This is a genomic window from Spirosoma koreense (assembly GCF_054777875.1).
In genome coordinates this window covers 48696-67587 of the sequence record NZ_BAAHAC010000001.1, presented here as the reverse complement: position 1 = coordinate 67587, position 18892 = coordinate 48696, and the positions used below count along the sequence as shown (strand labels likewise).

10 protein-coding genes and 1 pseudogene are annotated in these 18892 nt (G+C 51.2%); 5 read left to right on the top strand and 6 right to left on the bottom strand.

Going from position 1 to position 18892, the window contains the following annotated elements; translation table 11 throughout:
* Positions 1-143 precede the first annotated feature (143 nt).
* Positions 144-1091: a polysaccharide deacetylase family protein gene (locus tag ACYVC2_RS00240; RefSeq protein ID WP_461100247.1), complete on the bottom strand. Its 948-nt coding sequence runs from the start codon at positions 1089-1091 to the stop codon at positions 144-146.
* Positions 1092-1392: 301 nt separating this feature from the next.
* Here ACYVC2_RS00240 and ACYVC2_RS00235 point away from each other — a divergent pair, with 301 nt between their 5' ends.
* From ACYVC2_RS00235 to ACYVC2_RS00220, 4 genes and pseudogenes are all read left to right on the top strand, one after another.
* Entirely contained in the window at positions 1393-1686 is a 294-nt protein-coding gene (locus ACYVC2_RS00235) for a putative quinol monooxygenase (protein ID WP_461100246.1), read from the top strand.
* A 548-nt stretch (positions 1687-2234) separates the two neighbouring features.
* Positions 2235-2846, top strand: a complete 612-nt coding sequence (locus ACYVC2_RS00230; protein WP_461100245.1) for a TetR/AcrR family transcriptional regulator — start codon at positions 2235-2237, stop codon at positions 2844-2846.
* 25 nt (positions 2847-2871) lie between these two features.
* Positions 2872-3714: a sialate O-acetylesterase gene (locus ACYVC2_RS00225; RefSeq protein WP_461100244.1), complete on the top strand. Its 843-nt coding sequence runs from the start codon at positions 2872-2874 to the stop codon at positions 3712-3714.
* Between the two features lie 543 nt (positions 3715-4257).
* Positions 4258-4380, top strand: a pseudogene (locus ACYVC2_RS00220) (helix-turn-helix domain-containing protein); the annotation flags it as partial.
* Between the two features lie 170 nt (positions 4381-4550).
* Here the strand turns inward: ACYVC2_RS00220 and ACYVC2_RS00215 are convergent.
* Together ACYVC2_RS00215 and ACYVC2_RS00210 are read right to left on the bottom strand one after the other, a co-directional pair.
* On the bottom strand, positions 4551-7295 hold the full coding sequence (locus tag ACYVC2_RS00215) for an ABC transporter permease (RefSeq protein ID WP_461100243.1): 2745 nt from the start codon (positions 7293-7295) through the stop codon (positions 4551-4553).
* Positions 7283-7621, bottom strand: a complete 339-nt coding sequence (locus tag ACYVC2_RS00210) for a PadR family transcriptional regulator (RefSeq protein ID WP_461100242.1) — start codon at positions 7619-7621, stop codon at positions 7283-7285. The genes ACYVC2_RS00215 and ACYVC2_RS00210 overlap by 13 nt, the downstream gene beginning before the upstream one ends.
* 399 nt (positions 7622-8020) lie before the next feature.
* Between ACYVC2_RS00210 and ACYVC2_RS00205 the strand changes: the two genes are divergently transcribed.
* Positions 8021-8818 (top strand): serine hydrolase domain-containing protein, encoded by a 798-nt coding sequence (locus tag ACYVC2_RS00205; RefSeq protein WP_461100241.1) that lies wholly within the window; start codon positions 8021-8023, stop codon positions 8816-8818.
* Between the two features lie 870 nt (positions 8819-9688).
* On the opposite strand, the gene ACYVC2_RS00200 is transcribed toward ACYVC2_RS00205, so the two are convergent.
* From ACYVC2_RS00200 to ACYVC2_RS00190, 3 genes are all read right to left on the bottom strand, one after another.
* Positions 9689-9967: a hypothetical protein gene (locus tag ACYVC2_RS00200; protein WP_461100240.1), complete on the bottom strand. Its 279-nt coding sequence runs from the start codon at positions 9965-9967 to the stop codon at positions 9689-9691.
* Between the two features lie 76 nt (positions 9968-10043).
* Positions 10044-14381: a beta strand repeat-containing protein gene (locus ACYVC2_RS00195; RefSeq protein ID WP_461100239.1), complete on the bottom strand. Its 4338-nt coding sequence runs from the start codon at positions 14379-14381 to the stop codon at positions 10044-10046.
* Between the two features lie 203 nt (positions 14382-14584).
* Positions 14585-18676, bottom strand: coding sequence for a hybrid sensor histidine kinase/response regulator transcription factor (locus tag ACYVC2_RS00190; protein ID WP_461100238.1), 4092 nt, complete (start codon positions 18674-18676; stop codon positions 14585-14587).
* Positions 18677-18892 lie beyond the last annotated feature (216 nt).

Genomic DNA, 18892 nt, shown 5'->3' with positions numbered 1-18892 from the left:
TGACTTGGGATTTACGGGTGAATAAAGAGTAGTATCAGCCACTTATGCTAATCAATCTACCAAAAATTCAGATTCTCACAATAGGCTCATAAGAGAGACGAAAGGGCATTTAAACAAGGGCATCTTGATTGGGGCAGGTTAGTTCAAAGCCCTAACTTGTCCATTAGTGGTTTTTCATACTCGCCGTCCTCAGCAGGGTAGCGCAACACAGACTCAAAGTGGCCTGATTCTTTGGCTAAGGCCCAGATTAAGCTTTCGCCAGCGGGAATCGCAGTGGGCACAGCTGCATAGATCTTGTCTTTATAGGCTTGATCGGCGTCGATAACGTCCCAGCCATTGGCTTTAAAATGGTTGATCAAATCGTCCAGGAAAAGGGCTGCGACCAGGTTATGATGCAGCAGCAGTACGTGGTTTATATGCCGCTTGGTTAGCTGATAGGCCAACGAATCATAGTAAAGAGCCCGCTTCAGTAAGTGATTTTTATAATAGGTTCGATAGCCGCTTAGATCCGCTTCAGGGCTTTCTTTTAGGCGCTCGATTAAGCGGGCATCGATGTACCAATCGGAAGCATCGATGGTAACGTGGCCATTTCTATACCCTTTCTGCTTCAGAAAGGCCCTGAACCCTTCCACTTTTTCTTTGGTGTCGCCTTCCTTAAGGTAGGGAAATCGAAAGTAAGGGGCGTAATGGGCGTACTCCTTAATGAGGCTGTCATTTTTAGTTAGCTCAAGCTTGAAATCCTCCAGACTGACCTGTTTACTATTAAAGTTGACATGCGAGAAGGTATGATTGGCGATTAGATGTCCCGCCTTGCTCCAGGAGCTAAGTACGTATTTTCCTTTAGAGCCAGACTTGTTGGCACCCGCCGAAAATAAGATGGCCTTGAGCTTGTTTTTTTTCAGATGGTCCAGCAGCCGTTGATTCCAGGTTTCCAATTTATACTCACCAAAATCCTGGATTGAGCCGTCATCAAAGGTAAAGGCTATTTTGGGTTTGACGGGTTCTGAAGGTTGAGCCTGGATCTTAAAATCGACCGGACTGATCAGGCCACCAGCCATCGCCAGAAGCAGGAGCATGAAGGGTTTAGTCATAGTGACGACGTTTTGCTATTTCGAAGAAAGGTAGTTGATTGAAGCTGGTTAACTACTCAACCTTCAATATTACTGAAAAGCAGAAATTTGTCAGTTTTTTAAATCAGTTGTGTAACTTCTCAAATAACCTCCCCCATGAGACGAAGGAACCTTCATTCATATCTGCTTCAGGAAATGGGCGTTTCAAGTGATACAATCTATTTTCTCTATCACGTGTCTTGAATGAATTACAAAAAGTATCACTAAAGACGTACGTTTGTTAATTAGCATACGGATTACAAACCTTTAGACTTATACTATCATGGAAACTCTCTCATTACTGGCTCGTGTGCAAGCCAAGCCTGGCCAAGAAGTTGCTGTCGAGAACTTTCTGAAAGAAGCGCTGGCACTGGCTCAACTCGAAGAGGGCACCCTTCGTTGGTATGCCTTCAAGATCAATGAGAATACGTTTGGTATCTTCGACACCTTTGGGAGCGAAGAAGGTCGGCAAGCCCACCTGAGCGGTGAAATAGCGAAGGGGTTGATGGCCAATGCGGCTACTTTACTGAGTGTGCCCCCTGTGATCGAACAGCTTGAGTTACTCGCCGTGAAGTAACAGTTATAACAGGGTAGCGACTTTTCCACTTTGGGAAGTAAAGTAGGAAAGTCACTACCCTGTTCCAGATCAAGCGATATTTATTTTATCCTCAAAATTCCCTCCTGAACGCTGGTGTATGCTTCATTAAAGCTTATTTGTTCACAAGCGTACCAACGTCAATAATATAGATTAAATCTCTTTAAACGCTCCTATTTACAGTACGTTCTCAAGTGTGTAATTGCCTGCTCGCGTCGCAGTCGGTCCGCCGATGCGGGCGCTCCCTCCCGTCCAATTACACTCAACTACTGAGTCTTCAGCGATCGGTTCAGGTTGGTACGGGCCTGGTTTACCGTGACAACTAAAAGCAGGCCCAATACAGCCCCCGCCAGGAGAAAGGTTATCGACATATTCTTCATCCGTTTCTATTGATTAGTTAAGAAGGTAACTCAAAACAGGGTTACTTGTTAGTGGTGCATCGCCTTAAACGATCTCAATGACCGCTTCAAAAAATAACAATACGCTTATGATTAAATGAATAATCATTTAATTTTGTTTTTTTATTTGATATGCGTACAAGAAATGTCAGTAAGGAGCAACTGGTAAAACAAAAGGCCATCGAAATCATAGTTAAGCATGGCCTGGAAGGTTTTACAATCAATAAGTTAGCAAAGGCGTGCGGGATATCCGTAGGGACACCCTATGTGTATTACAAAAATAAGGACGACCTTATTTTAAAGATCGTTCTTGAAGAGGGTACATTGATGGAAGCAGCCATGAATCAGGACTTCGATCCGGATGCTACGCTGGAAGACGGTTTACGGGTGCAATGGCGAAACCGGTTCGCTTATATGATGAAGAACCCCCTGCTGGGACAGTTCTTTGACCTGATCAGCAGTTCAACCTATCATCATCAATTTCTTGACATGTTCACTTCCGGGTCAGATGGCTTTCTTCAACCATTTAAAAGCAATATGGAGCGTTTTATCAGCAATGCGGTAAAGCGGGGCGAAATAGATGACATGACCCTTGACGTTTACTGGTCAATCGCTTTCGGCCCTTTGTATACGCTTATGCGATTCCACCAACAGGGTCGCAGTATAACAGGCGTACCGTTCAAGATTACAGATGAATTGATCTGGTCGGCTTTTGATCGGGTAATAAAAGCGTTAAAAAAATAAGGTTTCACTATACAATCTATACCTTATGACAAGATCCTTTTTAATGATCGGGCAATCAAATATGGCCGGAAGAGGATACCTGAACGATGTAAAACAGATCTACGACGAACAGATCAGGATGTTGGTCAACGGACGCTGGCAGACGATGACTGAACCCATCAATTACGACAGGCCTACTGCGGGTGTAGGGCTTGCCGCATCATTTGCAGGTGCCTGGCGATTAAAAAATGAACCTGAACAGATCGGTCTCATTCCCTGCGCTGACGGGGGCACCAGTCTGGATGACTGGGCTGTCGGCGGAGCACTTTTCGACAATGCGGTATTCCAGGCCAAACTTGCCCAGCGGACAAGCAAACTTGACGGGATCTTGTGGCATCAGGGAGAGAATGATAGTATGGCCGGGCGTTCTGATGCCTATTACGACAAGCTATGCATTATCGTGGATGCGCTTCGGCTGGAGTTGAACACGCCAGAAATTCCTTTTATCGCAGGTGGGCTCGGCGACTTTTTGAGTAGCGGCAGGTATGGCAACTATTTTACGGAATATAACGAGGTCAATCGGGCGCTGCAAACGTATGCGCAGACCAAGCCGAACGCTTATTTTGTAACCTCGAACGGACTCACTGCAAATGCCGACGGACTTCATTTTGATGCCCTGTCACAACGCAAATTCGGGATCCGTTATTTTGACGCTTTTCATAGTAGAAAAAGTGTTTTATCCCCGCTTCCCGACGAATTAGATTTGATCGCCACTATACAAGATAGGGCCTTAACAAAAAATGAGAAAAGTACGTTATTGGAAATCAGTTTTGCACGCGGTGAACTAGCACTTCATGAACTTGAAGAACAATTAGCACAGCTTGAATAATGAAGCGAAGGTGGCCGAAAAAGGTAGGATTACCGCAGGCGTATGCGACTAATCTAAGGCATCCACCACTCCCAACGTGTCCAACTGACGATAAGCGGTATTCTGACACCTATTGTCAGCTGGACACGTTGAGGTTTGATTGCGTTTGTCGTGCTGCACTCACCCTTTGAGCGACAGGGACGAAGAGTTAAGCTAAGGAAAATCAGATAGTATTAGGAAATGAAGTAACCTGGACCTCTGGCAGGGTGCCTACTTTTCACTCTAAGTGAATTACAATTTTGCCGAATAAGTTACGCGGGGCTGGCGCCTGGTAGGCTGCGTTTTCGATACGATACACGTTGTCAATAGGCGGCTTGATAGTGTTGGTTTTTTCTACGGGCAACAGAAATATGATTTTGACGAAGGGGTGATGGCTTTTCTGGCTCCGGAGCAACTATTGCGCAGCGAAGGCAATGGTCTGCCGCATCACTTGAGTGGCTGGATGCAGTTTATCCATCCCGACTTTTTATGGAATACGGCGCTGACAAAAAAATCAAGCCATACACCAGTCTTTCTATCAGTGAGATTGCTTACGAACTAGGCTTTGAACATCCGCAATCGTTCAGCAAGCTATTTAAAAGCAAGACCCATCAGACCCCGTTGGCATTCAGAACTTCGTTTAACTGATTGCTACATACCCAACTGGAAGTATTCCACTGAGATTGCCTGATACAAACCGTGTATGATCCGTCTCATAAAATACTCCTATGTGAGACGCTGGAAGCTTCATGTATCTGCTTCTTAATTCGGGCGTTTGAGGAAACTAAAATCTGTATGAATATTGCCCTAGGGGAAGCTTATTCGCTACGCAATGAGTTGACAGGATTAGCCAGTGCCGCCCGCATGGCCTGAAAGCCCACTGTCAACAGCGCCAGGCCGATAGCCGCCAACCCCGCTCCCACAAACAGCCATACACTTAGCGTTGTTCGGTAAGCAAAGCTCTCGAGCCAGCCATGCATGAAATACCAGGCCAGTGGGCTGGCCAGCAGCAAAGCGATCAGGATTAATCCGACGACCTCCTGACAAAGCATAACGACAATACCCAATACGGTAGCCCCTAACACTTTTCGGATGCCGATTTCCCTGGCCCTTCGTTGGGTAGAAAAAATGGCCAGTCCCAGCAGGCCTAAACAAGAGATAAAAATGGTAATCCCCATCGCCAAATTGGTTAACCGTTCGGTTCGAAGATCGTCCGCGTACATTGTAGCAATACTATCGTCAAGAAAAGAATAAGCAAACGGTTTCTCCGGAAAGACCCTCTTCCATTCTACCTCTAGTTGGCCGATGAGTGGGTGCAGCTCTCCAGCGGTCATACCCTTTGCGGCTAGTTTGACCGCGATGACGTTCTCTTTGGCGGGGTCGTGTCGGATGACGATCGGCCAGCTCGCCTGATGAAACGAGTTCTCATAAAAATCGGCCACCACGCCAGCAATCGGATAAACCTCAACAGGGCTGGCGACGAGCTCCTGGCCGATAGCCTGGCTCACATCGACAAAACCCAAGGCATGCGCACAACGCTCACTGATCAGCACTTCCCGGCCACTGTCGGCTGGAAGCAAATTTCGCCCCGCAACCAGCTTCATGGCATAAAAAGGGACGTAATCCTGATTGCCGAAATGGAAGGATATATCGATGGGTTTTTTCGGGCTGTTTTTCAGACCACCACCGCCAAATCCACTATGCTTTTGGTCCATGGGTGACTTCCACTGTCGGATCACCTGCTCGACACCAACTACTTGTCGGATCTTATCCGCCAGCACGGCCAGCTTACTTATCTCGGCCATAGCCGGTAGCCGCCCCTTATGCTTGTCCGACCCGACCGTTGTGTTATGCATAGGGTTGGCTGGCTGACCACCGAGGGTGATGATGGCATCCGTAGTGAAACCCAGATTTGTATGAAGCACATACCGCAATTGCGAACCTATAACCAGAGACGCAATGATAAACACCAGCGAGATAGTAAACTGGAAGACGATCAGTCCTCGGCGCAGCGTTGCTTTTCCACTGCCCGCTGTCGCCGTGATTCCTTTCAGCGTCACTACGGGCTGATAGCGGCCCAACACCTGGGCCGGATAAAACCCCGCCAGCAGCGTTGTCACCGCCGTTGCCAACAGAAAAAATAAAACAGTCGTACTATCCACCCGAAAAGAAACGCCCGCTGGGACCAAATCGGCCAACACGTTCATCACCGGCCTGACCAGCAGCGCGGCAAGCACCACGGCGGCTACGGTCAATAAGAGGGATTCGGTAAAAAACTGCACAGCGATGCCCGACCGGTTACCGCCCAGCACCTTACGAACGCCGATTTCTTTCGCTCGTTGCGTGGATTGCGCGGTCGACAAATTGACAAAATTGACAATGGCCAGAATAAGTATAAATCCCGCCACCGCCATCAGCGCGTACAAGACCGGTAGACTGGCCTTTCTGCCCCCACCCCCATATTCGGGATGAAAATGGCTACCCGCCAGCGGTTTCAGTTGGGCGGTGAACCCCGGGTTAGGGCCGTAATGCCGTTTAGCAAAGGGGATAAATTGCGCATCAATCTGGGAAGGTTTTACATTCGTTGCCAATTTAATGATCACCTGGCTGGACCGATTTAACTTGTCCCAGCGATCCAACGCAATGTCTCCCTTCAAAAAACTGGCGGGGATGGTCGCATACGAAATCCATTGGCTGAACTTATAATCACTACTGCCCGGCCAATCGGCGACAACCCCGGTTACGGTAACCATCAGCGAATCCTGGTAATAGATGGTCCGACCCATGATCCTGTCCGGATCAAAATCGCCAAAGTATTTTCGGGCCCTTTCGGCGGTAAGCACAACCGAGTTGGGCCTGCTCAGGGCAGTCCTGGCAGTTCCGCTTAACCACTGGTAGCGAAAGATATCGAAGTACTGGGGTTCCACAATAACGATACTACCGTCGTCATCAAAGTGCCTTGATTGCCCCGGCTGATCACCCGGTATGGTCACGCTGGCACCATAGGTCTGATAGGCAGCTACCGTCTGCATACCCGTCATTTCCTGGCGCATAGCAGCCGGCATAGGACCCGGTATGCAATGCCAACGACCACCAAACACGACCGCATCCACACAATAGATGCGGTCAAGGTTCGGATGAAACGTATCAAAACTGTATTCGTAGCGGGCAATCAAATAAATCACTAGACAGGCACAAATGCCTAACGCCAAGCCCACTACGTTGATGAACGAATAGAGCTTGTTTCGAATCAGCTTGCGAGAGGTAATTTTGAGATAGGCAGGTAGCATAGCGGCTTGAACAATAGATGGAGAGGTCCGGCACTCTGGGTTTGTGTACTTGGGATTTTGGCTGCTTTTCGACCTTGTAAACGGTCGAATCAACCGCAGGACTGCCAGTGTATATCGCCAACGAGCTTTCGATACGCCAATGGTTTTCAGCCAGTAGGTATACATCTCCTGTAAATCACCTTGTAACTCATCTTCCAAGCCATGTGGACTGTAATGGTTCAGTAGCCAGACAGCCCAGCGTGGTGGCTCTTTGTCGTTGGTTAAGCGCCCCATAGTTGTAGGATTGGCGTTGGAATCTGGTCCCACAACTGGGTCCGCAGGTATCGACATTCAATGAGTGCCCGCTGCCCGGCTGTGGTTACCGTAAACAGGCGTTTCTGACGCCCTCCCCGTTCGGTAGTTGCCCCGCCCATCTGGGAAGTCACAAAGCCTTTTTCCTCAAGCCGTTGTAAAGTGGTATGGACCGTCGGAAAGCTGATGCTGCGGGCCATTTGCTGGTCAATGGTTTGGGTGATTGCCGCACAGTAGGCCCCTTCTTGCAGGGCGGCTACCGTCAGCAGGACGACCTCTTCCAACTCACCTAAAAAGGGTCGTTTCATGATCAAAAGCGGTTGAACCAATTGTCAGTACGATTAGTATAGCTTTTGCCGAACAAATACCTTACCAACTTAGTACACCCTGGCTGGATGGCCACGAAACGGCTTTTTTATCACATCAGCGAATCCTGTGTTGTCCAAAAATGGACAGTTCCAGTACCGTAACGGACAGCTCATCGATTAACTAGTAAGCCTATGTTGGAAGGATAAGTGCTTAAGTTTAGAAACTCCTTCGTCTCACAAATCCTTCCTGCCTGATATAAAGAAAGATTTATGTACCCGTAATTCGGAGGTTCAAAAAGACGATGAATTAGGCAAAGAACATGTCTGGCGAGGTAGCGTTTCCATGTTTTGCTGTAACCTCCAGACTAGCCCGGAGTTTCCAGCAAAAACATGAAGAAGATGTCTTTTTATCAAACCACAACCATCCTGTTGAGTCTGTTGCTGGGAGTCTCTAGCGCACATGGGCAGCCAGTCAGTGGGCTGCTTAATCTGGATTCGCTGGTGCACCAGCAAGCGACGGCCTTTCTAAAACAAGCGCCCTTTGCGGCCTTGTCCATTGGTGTCAGCCAAAACGGCAACAACCGGTTCTACAATTTCGGTATCGTCCAGCCTAACTCAAAACGACGACCCAGTTCGTCGACCATCTATGAAATTGGCTCGATCACCAAAACATTCACCGGTACTCTGTTAGCCCGAGCCGTCACCGACGGCAAACTAAAACTAGACGACGATATCCGGCGCTATATGTCCGGGAGCTACCCAAACCTGGAATACCAAGGGCAACCAATCCGGCTCGTTCATTTACTCAACCATAGTTCAGGGTTACCGTTTAACTTACCGCTTAAACCGAGCCATTTCGATACGTCAGCAGACTCTAGCTCCTTTGAACAGCATCGCCGGGGCTACACGCCCCAAGCATTCTTTACTGACCTTCACCAGGTCAGACTGGACACGGTGCCGGGTATCAAGTTGCGTTATTCGAATGCAGCTGCTCAACTACTAGGCTACATTTTAGAGGGCGTGTATCACAGGCCCTATGACCAACTAATTCAAACCTATATCTGCCACCCCTTGAAGATGAACCATACCCAGGCTGGACGAATCAAGACCCGGCGGCTGCGAGGACATAATGGAGCCGGTGTACTCATGCCGTATTCTATTCCTCAGGAAATGGCTGCTGCGGTTTATCTTGGATAATGTCGGGCACAAAGGCCTGGGGCAACCCCTGGCGGTCGGTAATTAATTCAGGCTCGGGTAAGGCTTGAGCCTGAACTGGGGGACTCAACAGGCAACCGATGAGCGGCATCAGCCACCTTAGGGTAAGGTGTATACCAGCCCTTTTAGTTATGCCATCCCAAACTATACTGGTCTCTTACTCAACGTGCACCCCCATACCGACAAATATATCAGGGAGAGCCCAATTGTCTTATGTTGAATCAGATGGTATCGTTGGTAACTCAATAAATTATGATGTCTTAGCCTGATACAGCAGTCAACTTCCCCCTTTCGAGCTGCGTTTCTCTCCCGCTGGATTCGCTTTAAAACCGTTAAAGTCCTGCGTTGCAACGACACTTCTTCAGTAAAAGTATAGAAAATTTGCTAACACGACCAAACCCGGAAGAGCAACCCCATGTATCCCTAATGCTATAGACTCATGAATGGTTTAGGGCGTACGGCATAAACTTATTTTGCCGTAACATTATATGCAATAGCTACCTTAATGTGCTATACCTTCTGCCCTATTCTATAGATGGAGGCTGCACTATAAGTTGATTCCTGGACGACTTTTACCTAAAATCGTTCACGTAAAGGTGTCCATTCCTTCACTGTTTTAGCTACTGACATATTGAAAACGAGAAGTTTGCGCTAAACTAAAGGGCAAATAAGAATCATTCACAAAACCTCGGAATAAAATCAGGACAACACACTATGCGATTCCACGAAAAGCTACCGACGATGGCTATCTGGTGCCGCCCCTAGGAGAGATCGTATTTCATATGAAGTCAAAGCCAAAACGCATCCTGCGCCTGACCAACCAGCTTTAATCCTAATCACTGCTGACGGCAATCAGCTGATCTGACCCATCAACTCACAGCAGGCCACCGTGGGCTGAGCCGCAAAATACTTCTCCAGCTGCTGAAACACCGTCTGGCAGGCGTGGTTACTTTGGGCCTCCTGACAACACTCGGCATTCACCCACAGGCTCACTACCAGACACCGATCCTGACCCGGCTCGGCCAAAAATCGGGCGTCGATAAAACCCGGCTGATGAGCCAGCACCGGACAAAGCGAACACTCAAACAAGCAGCTGACCGTCCGAAAGCGCAGGTCTCTATAGGCAGCCATAGCGCAGACACAAACCGGACATACCCGACCTATAAACCTGCCAGCCCAGCCCATCAGCCCGGCTGGCAGGTAGGTTTTATTGCTGAAAGTATTCGATCTTATCGGCATCGGTGTTGTTGTCAAGGGTTCCATCCCCTCCCCCCAACACAATCCCACTCACCGTCACCACCCCCGTCGAAGACCCTCCCAACAGCGTGCCCGTTAACCCCACCGACAAGCTCGTACCGGCCAGCACCCCACTGCTGGTCAACGTGTAATACCCGCCCGAGAGACCCCCAAACGTCCACTGGCTGTTCTGCACCGGCTTGCCCCCCACACTACTCAAGCTCCCATCGAAGCTCAGCGTGACGTTGGCATCTTTGGCGATTTTCAGCGTGATGGGACCACTGGTGGGAATCCCATTGATCTCAAACACATCGACCACTACGGTGATGGGCTGATTGCCCCTGGCCGTCGATGGACGCGCGTAGAGCACCGCTGTCAGGTCGGGCAGTTGCACGGCCGTCACGGTCACGGTGGTCGTCTGGCTACAACTCCCCTGACTGACGGTGACGGTGAAGGTTTGGGGCCCGGCGCTGGTCAGTGTGGCGGAGACGGTAGAAGCGGTGGCGGGTGAGCTTAGGGTAGCGCCCGGGGGAGCTGTCCACTGAAAGCTGTCTCCCCCGTTGGCGCTCAAGATAACCTCCTCACCCACCAGGGCCGTTGAGGAGGAGGCTGTCGCTGTTAAAGGGCTGCCCGGATACTCTATGGCGCCCATATCGACCCGGCCCCCCATGATCCGCGCATTCCCCGCCAGATCAGTAGTGGGTAGGGCCGTTCCGGAGTAAGGGCCTGTTGCGGAGGTGAGGCTGGCAGGATTGCCCACGTTGATGGCTGGTGAGCAGAAATTCAAGCTCACGCTGGTGGTGCTGGCAAAAGGAGAACTGCTTGCCGTGAGGTCCGTAGGATCACTGGTGTAGCCCGTTACGGTGTCGTCAAACAAACTGTAGCTCGCCGTGACGGATGCGACAGTATTATAGAACGTATTGTTCCCACCATTGTTAAATAACACACAATTCGTGAGTTGTACGCTAGTGTTGCCGTTGGCAATTGCTCCGCCCAGGTTAGTGGAGGCTCCCGAAACCGAATTGCTCAGAAAACTACAGTTGATCAGCTGAGGGCTACTGCTGCCGTTATTGATGGCTCCGCCCCGGGTAGTGGTACCGCCCACGGCCGAGTTATTGAGAAAACTACAATTAATCAACTGGGGGTTGCTGCTAACGTTATTGGCCATTGCTCCCCCGAAGTTACTGGCACTTCCCGAAACCGAGTTACCCAGGAAACTGCAGTTGAGAAGAAGCGGGCTACTGTTAGTAAAGTTACTGATCGCACCACCATAGCTAGCGCTCCCGTTCGAACCCGAAATGGAATTGATCTCAAACCGACAGTTGGTCAGCTGTGGGCTGCTGCCGTTGCCATTGTACATAGCCCCGCCCCGGCTGGTGGAACCGCTGGTCACCGACACGGAATTCGAAACAAAGCTACAGTTGCGGACGGTGGGGCTGCTGGCATCGTTGAACATCCCGCCCCCCAAGGTACCACCCGCTCCGCCCGTGATCACAAACCCATCCAGCACCGCTGTGGTGGTCAGGCTCAGACTGGCCGGATTGCTGATGACCCGAAAACTGTTGTCGCTGGTGTTGCCTACCGTACCGATGTCACCACTGAGGGTGGTGCTGGAAGGCTGTCCTGTGACGGGATTGATGGCCGGACGATCGGTCAGGGCGGTTTCGGTGCCCGCAAAACCGCCATAGATGGCCACCCCGTTCCTCATGGCAAAGCTGAGGGTACGGTCACTACTGTTCGTCGGTTTGTATATCCCGGCGGCAACCCATATCTGCCTGTTACCCCCGCAGTCGGCCGCCGTATTGATAGCGATCTGGAGCTGACTGGCGCCTAATGCGTTGCTCCAACTGCTGCCGTCGCGTAGACCCGCCCCCTGCTGGGTTACATATAGGATCGGGTTGCACGTGGGAAGCAGAACGGTAAGGGTCAGGCTGGCACTGGTGGTACAGCCCGCAGCGCTGCGGGCCGTTACCGAGTAGGGCGTACTGGTGGTGGGGCTGACCACGATCGAGTTATTGGTGCTGCCCGTTACCCAGGTGAAGGCCGTTGCTCCGGTGGCTACCGCCGTCAGGGTAACGGAGCTGCCCTGGGTAATGGTGGCCGACGGGCTGGCGCTGATGCTAACAGTAGGTAAGCTATTGACCGTTACACTGGCCGTGGCTGTGTTGGAGCAGCCCCTGCCATCCACCCCCGTCACGGAGTAGATTCCCGCCGTGGTCGCCGTAAGGGTGTTGCCCGTGGTGTTGTCATTCCAGGTGTAGGAGAGCGTCTCCCCGGTGCTGGCCCCGCTGGCGGTTAGTAATGCCGACTGGCCTTCACAGATGCTGACCGAGCTGGGACTGATGTTGACGGTAGGTCTGTACACGGTCACCTGAGCGGAAGCGGTGTTGGAACAGCCATTGCCATCTACCCCCGTCACAGAGTAAGTGCCGGTGGTGGTCGCCGTAAGGGTGTTGCCTGTGGTATTGTTGTTCCAGGTGTAGGAACTGGCCCCACTGGCGGTTAAGGTTACTGACTGACCTTGACAAACCGTTGCTGAACTGGGGCTGATGCTGACCGTCGATTTATTGACCGTCAGGTTGAAGGCTGTAGAGGTGAGTGAGTTGCAGTTGCTGGTCACCACCAGCGAATAACTGCCTGCATCGCCAGGTTGTGGATTGTTCAGAGTGAGCGTGGCCGAGGTTTGGCCCGCCACGGGATTACTAAAGCTACCTTTGTACCATTGGTAGCCCGAGACCGTACCACTCACACTCACGGGTACCGAGACGGCAGTGCCCGCACAGACCACCGAACTACTGGCGGGTTGGGCATTAATGGCAATTGGCAGGAAGGTATACTGAAATTCAAAGGCGCCCATGTCTATCTTGCAACCCACAATGCGGGGATTACCCGCTAAGTCCGTTGCGCCAGCGTCGACACTGCCATCCCCAGCGTTGATGGCGGGCGAGTTGGCCCGTAACTGGGTGGTGTTCGTACCAGCAAAGGGCGAGACTGTTGTCGTCAGGTTATTGCTAGTATTCTGCCAGCCCGTCACCGAGGCCTCGAGCAACGAGTAATAGACTCGCGGATAAACTTGTACATTGTAGAACGTGTTGGCCCCCCCATTACCAAATACCACACAGTTGGTCAGTGTAGGGCTGCATTCGCCAGTCGTCGTGTTGGCCACAGACGTATTGAACATGGCCCCGCCCTGGTAGGAAGCTGTATTGCCTTGAAAGGAGCAGTTGGTCAGCGTGGGGTTGCACACGCCATCACTCCCATCGTTGGATATAGCCCCGCCCTGGTAGGAAGCTGTATTGCCTTGAAAGGAACAGTTAGTCAGCTTGGCGTAGTTCCTGCCCTTGCTCGTCCCAACGTTATACATTGCCCCGCCTATATCATTTGCCGAATTGGCCACAAACGAACAGTTGGTCAGCGTAGGGCTGCTTTCGCCATAACCACCACCACCAAACCCGCTGTTGTACATCGCCCCACCAAATCTGGCCGAATTGGCCACAAACGAACAGTTGATCAGCGCAGGGCTGCTTCTACGACTACAAAACGCATCGTTCGCTGACCCATCATTGGCCATTGCCCCGCCTTGCTTGGCCGAATTTCCCTGAAAGAAGCAGTTAATCAGCGTAGGGTTGCAATCGCTGGCACACCCAACGGCACCGTTATAGACTGCCCCGCCTGAAGACAACGCCGAATTGGCTACAAAAGAACAGTTTCGAATCAGGGGGTTCGTGTGTTCACCCTGAAAGCTGGTAAAGTTGTGCATACCCCCACCACTGTCCGTACTGCGATTTGAACTAGTCAGATTGGCATTACCGCCCGTAATCACAAACCCATCCAGAATAGCGGTGGTCGTTAGAAAATTAAAATTAGCGATGACGTGGTAACTATTATCTGAGTTATCGCCTACCGTACCGATATCCCCGCTGAGGGTGGTGCTGGAGGGGTTACCCGTGATGGGGTTTATTGTTGGTCTGGCGCCGAGGGACGTTTCATTGCCCACAAAACCACCGTAGATGGCCAGGTCAGGTCGCATCGAGAAGTTGATGGTACGGTCGGTTGTGGTAGTGGGTTTGTAGATACCAGCGGCCACCCACACCTGGTCGCCCGAGGCACTGGCATTGATCATGGCCTGCAAATCACCACTGGCACTGGCCCAGGAGCTGCCGCTGCCTGTACCGCCTGCTTTGACGTAGCGGATGGTGCCCGCTTGGGCTAAAACGGAGCTGATACCAACGAGCATCAGCAATAGGGTGTAGTAAAGAGAGTGAGCAGGCCTAAGCGCAAAACCAGCAGGAAGTAATCGTGTTTTCATATACTAAGTCAAAACGTTGATAGACGGCCACCCCAGTTATCGGACGGGTGGACAGCCAAAAAAACCGGCGGATGTACAGAGCGTAGCGAAGCCTAAAAAAAGCCCCATTTATCGCTGGGGCAAGATTAGGCGTTTCGGCAGCAAAGCAGTCGGAGATTTCACCCAAAAACTCGGAGAATTGTCCCAGTCGGGGGTGAAAGCGATTATTTTTTGTTTACATCCCGGTATTGACTGGGCGATAGGCCGAATTCCTCAGCAAAGACCCGGCCGAAGTAACTGGGGTCCTGGAAACCTACTGCATCGGCGACCTGGGTAATGTTCAGGTCAGGTAACAGGAGTAATTCTTTGGCTTTTTGCAGGCGCAGTGTTCGCAGATATCGGTTCATAGACAACCCCGTCAGGGCGGTCATCTTGCGGTGCAGGGAGTTGCGACTCGTCCCCATCATCGTGCAGATCATCTCAATATCCAGCGCCGGGTTATCCAGATGCGGCAGTACGTTGCTGCGTAGCCTGGTCAGAAACTGGTCTTCCCCCATCTCAGGCGCATCGGTCGGAATCGGCCCGGCAACGCCCAGGGCTAGTTGACTATAAAAGCGCTGTAACAGACGCCGGATCTGTAGCTGGTTACTCAACACGACCCTCAACTCTTCGCGGGAGAAAGGCTTCACCAGATAGGCATCTGCCCCCCGGCGTAACCCCATGATCCGGTCACTCACTGCAGCCCTGGCCGTCAGTAACACAATGGGAATGTGGCTGGTCCGTTCGTCATGCTTCAGGGTGTCGCAGAGCGCAAAGCCATCTTTAAGTGGCATCATCAAATCACTCAGAATCAGGTCCGGAATACTCGCCAACGCCTGGTCAATACCGACCTGCCCATTTTCGGCCCGAATCACCTGGTATTCATCCTGTAGACAAATCTGAATATACGTGGCTACGTCCTCATTATCTTCCACCAGTAACACCACGGGCCGCTCACTGGCCACGTCCCGCGTGGGTTCGCCCCACTGGGGTTGGGCTGGATGTATGGATGACGGTGTGGGAGATGGCCCTTCCGCCTGGGATGCCCGACGGGTGAGGGGTAAACTGACAACAAACTCAGCTCCCCGGCTGTAAAGGGCCTGCCCCGAATTGTTCGGCCAGGGTTGGCCGGGTCCCTCCTGCCCGGGCCCATCCAGGCCGGGCCGATTACGAACGGCCAGACCACCCTGCATAAGCCCCACCAATTCCCGCACCAATGAGAGTCCAATTCCGGTATTTCCGCCCGATGCGTTCTGCGGGTTCTCGATTTGATAAAAACGATCAAAGATCCTCGTCAGATGGGCTGGCTCGATGCCGGGTCCGGTATCGCTCACTGTGATCTGAATCCACGGCTGATCGAGGTGTCTAGTCGGGATTAGCTCCTCGTGGTATCCGGCCGCAGTTAGCGAATGCCAACGGTTCTGAACGGCAACGCTATAGATTACCTGACCACCCGTAGGGGTAAATCTCAGGGCATTGACCAGCAGGTTCGCTAAAATATCCTGGAGTTTATCTTTATTGAAGTCAGCTTCGCATTGCGCTTCCTCAGACTCAAACTGCAGGTGTACACCCTTCGCCTGAGCGATGGCATGGAACGACTCCCCGACGTAGCCCACGAAGCTGACCAGATCGGCCCGTTCGAGGTGAATGGCCATCTCCCCGGCTTCGAGTTTCGAGAGGTCCAGTATCTGGTTGATCAGCCGTAGTAAGTTGTTACCATTGCGCTCAATGAGGCCGGCCATCTGACGCAACTCGGGGTCGAACTTTTGGTTCAGGCTGGCCGCCATGCCCAGAATGACGGTGAGGGGCGTCCGAAATTCATGCGAGATGTTCGCAAAAAAACGTGATTTGGTTTCGTCGAGCCGCAGCAGGTCCTGTGCCTGCTGCGCAATGAGCTCAGTGGCCGCTTTGATCTGAATCTGTAACCGGGTTTGTTCCTGCTGGTGCCTCCAGGCTCGCCACCGGCCCCATCCCCAAACCGAGCCGATCAGCAAAAACAGCATAATCATGAGAAACCAGTTGCGCAGATAAAACGGGCGTTGTACGATGACCTGGATGGCCAGGTTCGCCGATGACATCTGGCCATCGGCCGCCTGTCCTTTTATCGATAATTGATACTCGCCATACGGTAAATTACTCAGCCGGATAGAGGGCTCAGTCTGATACGTCCACTCGTTGTCCAGTCCCTTAAACTGGTAAGCGTACACGTTTTTTTGGGCGTCGGCGTAATTGAGCAGCGCAAAGTCCAGCACACTCGTCCGGTCACCGGGCTGTAAACTAATCCGGTTACTTTTTACCACTTCTTCGGTTTTGTCAACCAGTTTATCCAGCGCATTATCAAACTGGCGAAACGAGACGATTTGCAGCGGAAGGGTAATCGGCGGTTTCTCGTGTTCAAAATCGGGTGGATTAAATGCGGTTATGCCGTTCAGCCCCCCGAAGTAAAGCTGGCCGTTCGGGGCCTGAAAATGAGCAATTCGGTTGAATTCATTGTGGGTAATGCCATCCTGAACCGTGTAAGACCGGGTTATCCTTCGGGCCGGATCAAACTGCATAATGCCGTAATCACTGCTCAGCCACAGATGGCCCCGCCGGTCGGCATAGACGGCGTAAATATTGTCGTTCGATAACCCATCGGTACGCCTGAATTGCCGGTAGGTGTTTTGCTGCCGGTTCCAACGAATGAGCCCAGCATTGGCCGTTGCCAGCCAAAACAGGCCTTGGGGATCCTGGTAAAAATGCTGGTAACTGTCGGTAGGCAACCGAAAGCGCCCCTTGCCTCCACTCCAGTAACGAGCCGTGATGCCCCCTGATGGATCAACCGTGTACAAACCCGTAGTCGCACAGATCCAAAGGGTACCCTGTCGATCGGCACCAATATGAAGCACATGCGACTTGGCTAGTTCGGGAAACTGGTTGTAGCGGGTGAAAGGCAAAACCTGTCCCGTTTTCGTCTCGACAAGCCAGAGACCTACTAGCCCACCCGCCAGAGAGTGCTGGTTACTAAATGGGAACATTGTCCAGATCGATCCGCCATTGGGCAATGGAGAGAGCGATTGCGAATCGGTTCGAATGTCATACGTGACTAAATCGATCTGGCCTATATTTAGTTTTCCAGGCTGACTATTGGTTAAGCCATACGAAATGCCACGTACCAATAACTTCCTGGCTGACTCACCCGATAGATCGCAGCTAAACAAGCCTTTTTTTTCCAGGTTGGCGTATAGCTTATTCCCAATAACGGAGATACCCCGAATGGATGCTGCCTTTTCCTGGATATTGGTTGGTTCGTAAAAGAAGCGGTGAAAATAGTTTTCAGTTACCTTGACCTGGTACACGCCAAAACTGGTCCCTAGCCACATCCAGCCGTTTCTGTCGGCGAAGAAACAGCGATTGTCAATCGACTGGCCTGCCAGTTGCTCCTTCAAATCCAATAGGGTTCCTTTGGTGTCACTCCGTAATTGAGTGCCCGTCCAAATCAATCCGCTACGATCAAACGCATAGTATACCGGGGAGAAAAACGCAGTTCTTCCTTGCCGCAATGAAGCCGGTAATTGCCGTCGATTCCCCAGCTGATCTATACTATATTGCACTCCCTGTAGATCGGTGTCTGAACTGTAGACAGTATAGAAAAATTCGATACCCGCATGTGGCTGGCCTAAACAGATATTAATAGTGCCTGGATCATGTCGAAAGGTATGGAGAACACGGCCATCTGCGGTTAATTCGACCAATTGATTGTCATCAGCAATGGCCCAGATGGTGTTACGGGCGGTAGCATGGTGAATGGTCAGATTCTTATAGTGGGCAAGGGGCACGTAGTGAAGGCCGGACCTGGGATGGTAGGATGTCAGGATAGCCGGTTGATAATTAGCGAAGAAGATCGTGCCGTCAGGACTGCCCAACACGTGCTGCCCAGCCATTAAAGAGCTTAGCAGGGAATACTTTTTGAATTTCTCATCTAATGAAATAGCCGTGCCCGTCAACGGATTAAACAGGGTAATCCGCACCTTGCTATCCTTATTAGCGCCCATGAGCCACAAAAGGCCATCGGCGTCCTCGGCAATAGACCCTATCTCATTGAAATCGAGTCCGTTACGCTCTTTGGTATAAGTGGTAAATTTCAGCCCGTCGAATCGGTTCAGACCAAACTTGGTACCAAACCACATGAAGCCCCGCCGGTCCTGTAAAATGGCGTTTATTTCCCGATGCGACAAGCCGTTTTCTGGGCCATAATGTTGTACAGAAGCGGCAAATTGCTGGGCCTTAGCTACCAAACAAAGGCAGAATAGTATACCTACAATAAAGCTTACAGCTTTCAATTTGAGTTATAAAGTGGTTTACCACGAACTAAATTAGCTTGTAAGTTCGCTCATTTGAGCCAATTACTAGCCATTTTCTATATACTAACAACTCAATGGTAGGTAAATAAATGGTCAGATTTCAAACTAAACTCAACTTCACATCGGCTGTCGGCATAGACCCGGCTTAAC